The organism is Ferrovibrio sp. (assembly GCF_029255545.1).
Lineage (GTDB): Bacteria > Pseudomonadota > Alphaproteobacteria > Ferrovibrionales > Ferrovibrionaceae > Ferrovibrio.
Genome location: NZ_JANLJJ010000061.1, coordinates 26,329 through 33,574, shown reverse-complemented (window position 1 = coordinate 33,574; position 7,246 = coordinate 26,329). Strand labels below are relative to the sequence as shown.

The 7,246-nt window shown below is 65.3% G+C and carries 8 protein-coding genes; 4 read left to right on the top strand and 4 right to left on the bottom strand.

Translation table 11 applies throughout. From position 1 onward, the window contains the following. Window positions 1-223: hemerythrin domain-containing protein (locus Q1J79_RS12255; RefSeq protein ID WP_300300688.1), on the bottom strand; the 223-nt coding region annotated here is incomplete at its 3' end. A gap of 292 nt (window positions 224-515) precedes the next feature. Between Q1J79_RS12255 and Q1J79_RS12250 the strand changes: the two genes are divergently transcribed. Next, complete coding sequence (locus Q1J79_RS12250; RefSeq protein ID WP_300300685.1) at window positions 516-1,193, top strand: response regulator transcription factor; 678 nt, start codon at window positions 516-518, stop codon at window positions 1,191-1,193. A gap of 15 nt (window positions 1,194-1,208) precedes the next feature. Here the strand turns inward: Q1J79_RS12250 and Q1J79_RS12245 are convergent, their stop codons facing one another. Together Q1J79_RS12245 and Q1J79_RS12240 are read right to left on the bottom strand one after the other, a co-directional pair. Next, the gene (locus Q1J79_RS12245; protein ID WP_300300682.1) at window positions 1,209-2,429 is read right to left on the bottom strand and encodes a CaiB/BaiF CoA-transferase family protein; all 1,221 of its coding nucleotides are present in this window, start codon (window positions 2,427-2,429) and stop codon (window positions 1,209-1,211) included. 34 nt (window positions 2,430-2,463) lie between these two features. Continuing rightward, on the bottom strand, window positions 2,464-3,657 hold the full coding sequence (locus Q1J79_RS12240; RefSeq protein WP_300300680.1) for an acyl-CoA dehydrogenase: 1,194 nt from the start codon (window positions 3,655-3,657) through the stop codon (window positions 2,464-2,466). A 137-nt stretch (window positions 3,658-3,794) separates the two neighbouring features. Here Q1J79_RS12240 and Q1J79_RS12235 point away from each other — a divergent pair, with 137 nt between their 5' ends. From Q1J79_RS12235 to Q1J79_RS12225, 3 genes are all read left to right on the top strand, one after another. After that, window positions 3,795-4,706 (top strand): LysR substrate-binding domain-containing protein, encoded by a 912-nt coding sequence (locus Q1J79_RS12235; protein WP_300300677.1) that lies wholly within the window; start codon window positions 3,795-3,797, stop codon window positions 4,704-4,706. An 86-nt stretch (window positions 4,707-4,792) separates the two neighbouring features. Beyond that, on the top strand, window positions 4,793-5,230 hold the full coding sequence (locus Q1J79_RS12230; RefSeq protein ID WP_300300674.1) for an OsmC family protein: 438 nt from the start codon (window positions 4,793-4,795) through the stop codon (window positions 5,228-5,230). After that, entirely contained in the window at window positions 5,227-6,159 is a 933-nt protein-coding gene (locus Q1J79_RS12225; RefSeq protein WP_300300671.1) for an MBL fold metallo-hydrolase, read from the top strand. Before Q1J79_RS12230 ends, Q1J79_RS12225 begins: the two co-directional genes overlap by 4 nt. 4 nt (window positions 6,160-6,163) lie before the next feature. On the opposite strand, the gene Q1J79_RS12220 is transcribed toward Q1J79_RS12225, so the two are convergent. Continuing rightward, complete coding sequence (locus Q1J79_RS12220) at window positions 6,164-7,180, bottom strand: adenosine deaminase (RefSeq protein WP_300300668.1); 1,017 nt, start codon at window positions 7,178-7,180, stop codon at window positions 6,164-6,166. Window positions 7,181-7,246 lie beyond the last annotated feature (66 nt).

The window sequence follows — 7,246 nt, the reverse complement described above, 5'->3', positions numbered from 1 at the left end:
AGCCTTCATGGCCCATCTTCACGGCTTCCTCGTCGTCCTTGCAGTCTTTCAGGGCATCGTAGACGACCGCTTCCTCCGCCCGGGAATGGAGCGTGAGGGCCTCCTTGAGCTGGTGGAATGTCTCGCGTCGCGCCTTGGCGTTGTCTTCCTCTTGGCAGAGCCGGTCGGCAAGCGTGAGGGCTTCGTCATGTTCATGGCGCAACAGGGCGGTGATCTCGGGCATGGGGCATCCTTTCCTGGCTGGTTCAAGCTGGGCTGGTCGAAGTCCTTGCTGCCATGGCAGCGACACATGCCAAACAGTCTGCTACGGCAGTTGTTCCCGCCCGCTCCCGTGACAAATGCCGCGCGGAAACATGCCCGCCCGGCAACAGCGCCGGCCCCGGATTACAAATCTGTAATCCAACCCGGAATTCGGCAGCAGACAGATAAAAATCCGGTAACGTAGCAGTACGTCTACATTACTTACGGCGCGACCTGACGTAATACCCTGTCAGGAAAGACGGGGAAGCGACGTTATGCCGACCGGCGAATACATCCTGATTGTCGAAGACGCGGCTTCGATGCGGCAGACCATGCGCGGCATCCTAGAGGCCGCCGGCCACCGCGTCGGCGAGGCCGCCGATGGCGATGCCGCGCTGGCCGCGCTGGACAGTTATCCGATCCACCTCATGCTACTCGACCTGAGCATGCCGAAGATGCGCGGCGAGGACGTGCTGGCCGCCGTGCGCAAGCGTTCGCGCGTGCCGATCATCGTGGTGTCCGGCGAGGAAGACCGCAATGCGAAGGTCGAGGCGCTTTCCAATGGCGCCGACGACTATATCACCAAGCCCTTCGACGTGGCCGAGCTGGTGGCGCGCGTACGCGCCGTGCTGCGCCGCGCCAATCCGGGCGGCAACCACGACGAGCTGGGCGATTTCCGCATCGACCGCAACCGCGCGCAAATCTGGCACAAGACCAACGCCATCCGCCTGACCGCGATGGAAAACCGCCTGGTCGGCCTGTTGTTCGACTATGCCGGGCAGATCGTGCTGTTCGACGACATCACGCGTGAACTCTGGCAGCGCGACGACGAGCAGTCGCGCGCCACCCTGCGGGTGCTGATTTGGCGCCTGCGCCAGAAGCTGGAAGACAACCCGGACCAGCCGAAACGGCTGGTGACCGAGGAGAACCTCGGCTACCGCCTGAAGCTGTGAGTCAGATCACGCCAGTCAGATAACCTTGGCTTTACGCAGGGCTTCCAGCCTCGCGGCGTCGAAGCCAAGCTGCTCGGCCAGCACCTCGCCGGTATGCTCGCCCAGCAAAGGCGGGCCGCGGTCATAGACGACGGCCGAGTCGGAGAGGCGCAGCGGGCTGGCCACGCTGGGCACATGGCCCTGCTGGGCATGCGGCACGCTCTTCTGCAGGCCGCGCGCCTGCACATGCGGGTCGGCGAAAACCCGGTCCACCGTATTGATCGGCCCGCAGGGCACGGCGCGTTTTTCCAGCGCCGCGATCAGGTCGTCCATGCTGCGCCGCCTCGTCTCGGCCTCGATGGCGCCGACCACCAGCGCGCGGTTATTCAGCCGCTCGATATTGGTGGCGAAACGCGGATCGGTTTTCCATTCCGGATGGCCGAGCTCGTCGGCCAGCTTGGCGAACTGGCCATCGTTGCCGACCGCGATGATCACATGGCCGTCGGAGGTCGGGAAACTCTGGTAGGGCACGATGGCGGCATGGCCGTTGCCCATGCGCACCGGCGCCTCGCCGCCCACCAGGTAATAGGTCGCCTGGTTGGCCAGGGTGGCGACCGACACATCCAGCAAGGCCATGTCGATATACTGGCCCCGGCCGGAGCGATGGCGCTGGTTCAGCGCGCCTAGGATGGCAATGGTGGCATACAGCCCGGTCATCACGTCGACCAGCGCCACGCCGGCCTTCTGCGGCCCGCCGCCGGGCAGGTCGTCCTTCTCGCCGGTCACACTCATCAGGCCGCCCATGCCCTGGATGATGAAGTCATAGCCGGGGCGCGGCGCATAGGGCCCGGTCTGGCCGAAGCCGGTGATCGAGCAATAGACCAGACGCGGATTGATCTTGGCCAGGCTGTCGTAATCCAGCCCGTATTTCTTCAAACCGCCGAGCTTGTAATTCTCCACCACCACGTCGGCCTTCGCAGCGAGGTCGCGCAGGATCTGCTGGCCCTCGGGCGTGGCCATGTCGACGGTGATCGAGCGTTTGCCGCGATTGGCCGCCAGGTAATAGGCGGCGTCGGCGCGGGCGCCGGTGGCGGGGTCCTTCAGGAAGACCGGACCCCATTTGCGCGTGTCGTCGCCCTCGCCTGGCTTTTCCACCTTGATCACGGTAGCGCCGAGATCGGCCAGGTTCTGGGTGCACCAGGGCCCGGCCAGCACGCGGCTCAGGTCGAGCACGAGGATATCGTCCAGCGCGCGCATGCCGGCGCCTCCGTTTCCAACCGTGACGACGGACTTAGTAGAAGGCCTGGATGCCGGTCTGGGCGCGGCCGAGGATCAGCGCATGGACGTCATGCGTGCCCTCGTAGGTGTTCACCGTCTCCAGATTCACCAGGTGGCGCATCACATGATAATCCTCGTGGATGCCGTTGCCGCCGTGCATGTCGCGCGCCATGCGGGCGATGTCGAGCGCCTTGCCGCAATTGTTGCGCTTGATCAGCGAGATCATCTCCGGCGTCGCCAGGCCCTGGTCGCGCAGGCGGCCGACCCGCAGGGCGGCATTGAGGCCCAGCGCGATCTCGGTCTGCATGTTGGCCAACTTGAGCTGGATGATCTGGTTGGCGGCCAGCGGGCGGTTGAACTGCTTGCGGTCCAGCACATACTGGCGCGCCTGGTGCCAGCAGGCCTCGGCCGCGCCCATGGCGCCCCAGGCGATGCCGTAACGCGCGCTGTTCAGGCAGCCGAACGGGCCCTTCAGGCCCTGCACGTTCGGCAGCAGGTTCTCGTCCGGCACGAACACGGCGTCCATGACGATCTCGCCGGTGATCGAGGCGCGCAGGCTGAGCTTGCCATTGATCTTCGGCGCCGAGAGGCCCTTCATGCCCTTCTCGAGCACGAAGCCGCGGATCACGCCATCCTCGGTCTTGGCCCAGACCACGAACACGGTGGCGAGCGGCGAGTTGGAAATCCACATCTTGGACCCGGTCAGCTCATAGCCGCCGGGCACCTTCTTCGCCCGCGTCTTCATGCCGCCCGGATCGGAACCGTGATCGGGCTCGGTCAGGCCGAAGCAGCCGATCCATTCGCCCGAGGCCAGCTTGGGCAGGTATTTCTCGCGCTGCGCCTCGGTGCCATAGGCATAGATCGGATACATCACCAGGCTGGACTGCACGCTCATCATCGAGCGATAGCCGGAATCGACCGCCTCGACCTCGCGGGCGACCAGGCCATAGGCGACGTAGGACGCGCCGGCGCAGCCGTAACCCTCGATCATCGAACCGAGCAGGCCCAGCTCACCCATCTCGCGGAAGATCGCCGGATCGGTCTTTTCCTCGCGGAAGGCCTCCTTCACGCGCGGCAGCAGCTTGTTCTGGCAGTATTCGCGGGCGGTATCGCGGATCAGGCGCTCGTCCTCGGTCAGCTCCGCTTCCAGGTTGAAGGGGTCTTCCCACTTGAAAACGGCTTTGGCGGCAGGGGCTTGCGCGTTCATGGCGATGTCCTCGGACGGATGGTCTTTATGTTTCTGCGGAGGGCCTTGGCCCCACCGTCTGGCCCGGCAAGCTGTCAGACCGGCGATTGGCAGGCAAACGAATTCTCGCTATTACTTGATAATCGGAGGTTATCACCTTGGCCCTGTCGCGCCGCTTCCTGCCGCCGCTTTCCGCCCTGATGGCCTTCGAGGCCGCAGCGAGACATGAAAGCTTCACCGCCGCTTCGAAGGAGCTGAATGTCAGCCAGGCGGCGATCAGCCGGCGCGTGCAGCTGCTGGAGGAAATTCTTGGCCTCACGCTGTTCGAACGCATCCGCCAGCGCGTGGTGCTCACGCCGGCGGGCGCCGCCTATGCGCGCGAATTGCAGGAAGCCCTGGGTCGCATCGGCACCGCCACGGTCAACACCATGGCCGCGCGCGGCGGCAATGCCACGCTGAACATCGCAACCCTGCCCACCTTCGGCACGCGCTGGCTGATTCCGCGCCTGCCCGATTTCGCCGCCAAGCACCCGCAAATCACCATCAACCTGCCGACACGCATCGAAAGCTTCGACTTCGCCGCCGAGCCGCTGGATGCCGCGATCTCGTTCGGCGACCCGGTCTGGCCCGGCGCCGTGGTCGACAAGCTGATCGAGGAAGACCTGATCCCGGTGCTGTCCAAGAAGCTGCTGGCGGGCCAGCGCATCAAAAAGCCGGAAGACCTGTTCCGGATTCCGCTGATCCAGCAATCGACGCGACCCTCGGCCTGGGCCGACTGGTTCGCGCTGGTCGGCGTGGCCTGCCCGCCGGTGCCTCTGGGGCCGCGTTACGGCCAGTTCGCCATGGTGGCGCAGGCCGCCGTGGTCGGCCTGGGCGCAGCCATCGTGCCGCGTTTTCTGGTCGAGCAGGAGCTGCGCGACGGCAGCCTGGTGGCGCCGTTTCCCGAATTGCTGCACAGCAAGCAGGCTTATTGCCTGTTCTATCCTGAAGCGCGCCGCAACGACCCGGCCCTGCGCGCCTTCCGCGACTGGCTGGTGGTGGCAGCCGGCAAGACCCGGCCGGCCACTTGATCGACATCAAGGCCCGTGAGCCGTTCAGTTGTCAGACTGCAGGCCATGAAGCGCCACAATCGCCGCCGCGCCGGAAAGGCTCGCACATGCTGGAATACCGGGTAACCGCAAACCGCATCGACGCGCTGGGCAGCCGCGCCGCCTGCAAGGACGCCGAGATCACGCTCGACACCGCCATGACAGGCCGCCGCGACGCCTTCAATCCGGCTGAATTGTTCCTTGCCGCCATCGCGGCCTGCATGATCAAGGGTATCGAGCGAGTCATGCCGATGCTGAAATTTGAATTGCGCGGCGTCGAGGTCCGGCTGCACGGCCTGCGCCAGGACAGTCCGCCGAAGATGATCTCCATCGATTACGAGCTAATTATCGATACCGACGAGCCCGACCGCCGGCTCGAGCTGCTGCACCAGAACGTCCGGAAATACGGCACGATTTCCAACACCGTGGCAGCAGCGACAAAACTGGAAGGCACCATACGCCGGCGCAGCGAACCCGCCGCCGCGTCCGAGACACCCGCGCAATGAAACCCTGGCAGCGCATCGCCGGCATGGCGGCATGGGCTGGCGCCCTGCTTCTGCATGCGCCGGCCATGTCTGCCGATCTGCGCCTGCAACCGGTTGGCGACGGCATCTATGCCATCATCGGCGAACTGGATCAGCGCAGCCCGGCCAACCTCGGCAACAACGCCACATTCGGCGCCATCGTCACCACGACGGGAATCGTGCTGATCGATTCGGGCGGCAGCCAGCCCGGCGCCGCAGCCCTGGAAACCCTGCTGCGCGGGCTGACCGACAAGCCGGTCGTGCTGGTGATCAATACCGGCGGACAGGACCATCGCTGGCTGGGCAATGCCCATTTCAAGGCCAAAGGCGCCGAGATCGTCGCCTCGGCCGCCGCCGTCGCGGATCAGAAACAGCGCGCCGCCATGCAATTGCAGGGCATCCGTGAGCTGGTCGGCGCCGCCGCCGCCGATGCCACGAAACCGGTGCATGCGGATCGCGTCTTCGACGCGGCGCTTGACCTGACGATCGGCGGCGTGACGCTGGCGCTGCGCCATGCCGGCCCGGCGCATACGCCGGGTGACAGCTTCGTCTGGCTGCCGCAGCACAAAATCGTTTTCGGCGGCGACATCGTCTATGTCGAGCGCATGCTCGGCGTTGGTCCGCAATCCCATGCCGGGCGCTGGATCAGCGCTTTCGAGGCGATGGCCGCCCTGCGGCCCGCCATCGTCGTGCCCGGCCACGGCCCGCCTGTTTCGCTGGCGCAGGCAACGGCGCAGACTTACGACTATCTGATCTTCCTGCGGCGCGCCATCGGCGCCCTGATCGAACGGGGCGGTGATTTGCAGCAGGCCGCCCTGATCGACCAGGCGCCGTTCATGGGACTGCGGGTCGCCGACCAGATCGCCCGCCGCAACGCCATGCAGGTCTTCCAGGAAATGGAATTCGAATGAACCGCTAAACGGCGGTGGCGCAGTATCGTTCAAGCGCCGCAAGATGGCGCTGCTTCGCGGCATCATCCAGGAAGGCGGCGCGGAAGCCGTTCCCCGCCAGCGTCACGACCTCGTCGCGACTCAAGCCCAGCGCCTGCTGCACCGCGATGTAATTCTCGTTCACATAGCCGCCGAAATAGGCCGGGTCGTCGGAATTCAGCGTCGCCATCAGCCCCGCCTGCAGCATGCGGCGCAGCGGATGATCTTTCATGTCATGCACGACGCAGAGCTTGAGGTTCGACAGCGGACAGACGGTGAGCGGCATCCGCTCGGCCGCCAGCCGCGCGGTGAGCCCGGCATCCTCCAACGCGCGGTTGCCATGATCGATGCGCTCGACCTTCAGCAGGTCAAGCGCTTCCCATACGTATTCCGGCGGTCCTTCCTCGCCGGCATGGGCCACGGCATGCAGGCCGAGCGAGCGAGCCTTCGCGAAGACACGCTGGAATTTCGCCGGCGGATGACCCTTCTCGGAAGAATCGAGGCCGACGCCGATGAAACGGTCGCGCCACGGCAGCGCCTCCTCAAGGGTCTTTAAGGCGCTCTCTTCATCCAGATGCCGCAGGAAACACAGGATCAGGCTGGCGCTCAGGCCCAGTTCGCGCCGGGCATCCTCCAGCGCATGCCACAGGCCGTCGATCACGGTTTTGAACGCCACGCCGCGATCGGTATGGCCCTGCGGATCGAAGAAGATTTCCGCATGCCGTACAGCCTGCCCTGCCGCGCGGCGCAGGTAGGCCATGGCGAGATCGTAAAAATCCTGCTCAGTCCGCAGCACGCCCATGCCCTGGTAATACAGATCAAGGAAATCCTGCAGGTTGCCAAAGCGGTAGGCGGCGCGCAGCTCGTCGACCGAGGCATAACGGAAGGCGATGCGGTTGCGCTGGGCCAGCGCATACATCAGCTCGGGCTCGAAGCTGCCTTCGATATGGACATGCAGTTCGGCCTTGGGCAAGCCGGCGATGAAAGTGGTCAGATCGGTCATGGCTCCAGCCTAGCGCGTCGGGCCGCAGGCGACAATCGGAGAGCATGGCGTTATACTGTCTGCCCG

Excerpts from the sequence above, each read along its gene's own strand:
- Q1J79_RS12250 (WP_300300685.1), top strand. The coding sequence starts at position 516 with ATGCCGACCGGCGAATACATCCTGATTGTCGAAGACGCGGCTTCGATG.
- Q1J79_RS12245 (WP_300300682.1), bottom strand. The coding sequence starts at position 2,429 with ATGCGCGCGCTGGACGATATCCTCGTGCTCGACCTGAGCCGCGTGCTG.
- Q1J79_RS12240 (WP_300300680.1), bottom strand. The coding sequence starts at position 3,657 with ATGAACGCGCAAGCCCCTGCCGCCAAAGCCGTTTTCAAGTGGGAAGAC.
- Q1J79_RS12230 (WP_300300674.1), top strand. The coding sequence starts at position 4,793 with ATGCTGGAATACCGGGTAACCGCAAACCGCATCGACGCGCTGGGCAGC.
- Q1J79_RS12225 (WP_300300671.1), top strand. The coding sequence starts at position 5,227 with ATGAAACCCTGGCAGCGCATCGCCGGCATGGCGGCATGGGCTGGCGCC.
- Q1J79_RS12220 (WP_300300668.1), bottom strand. The coding sequence starts at position 7,180 with ATGACCGATCTGACCACTTTCATCGCCGGCTTGCCCAAGGCCGAACTG.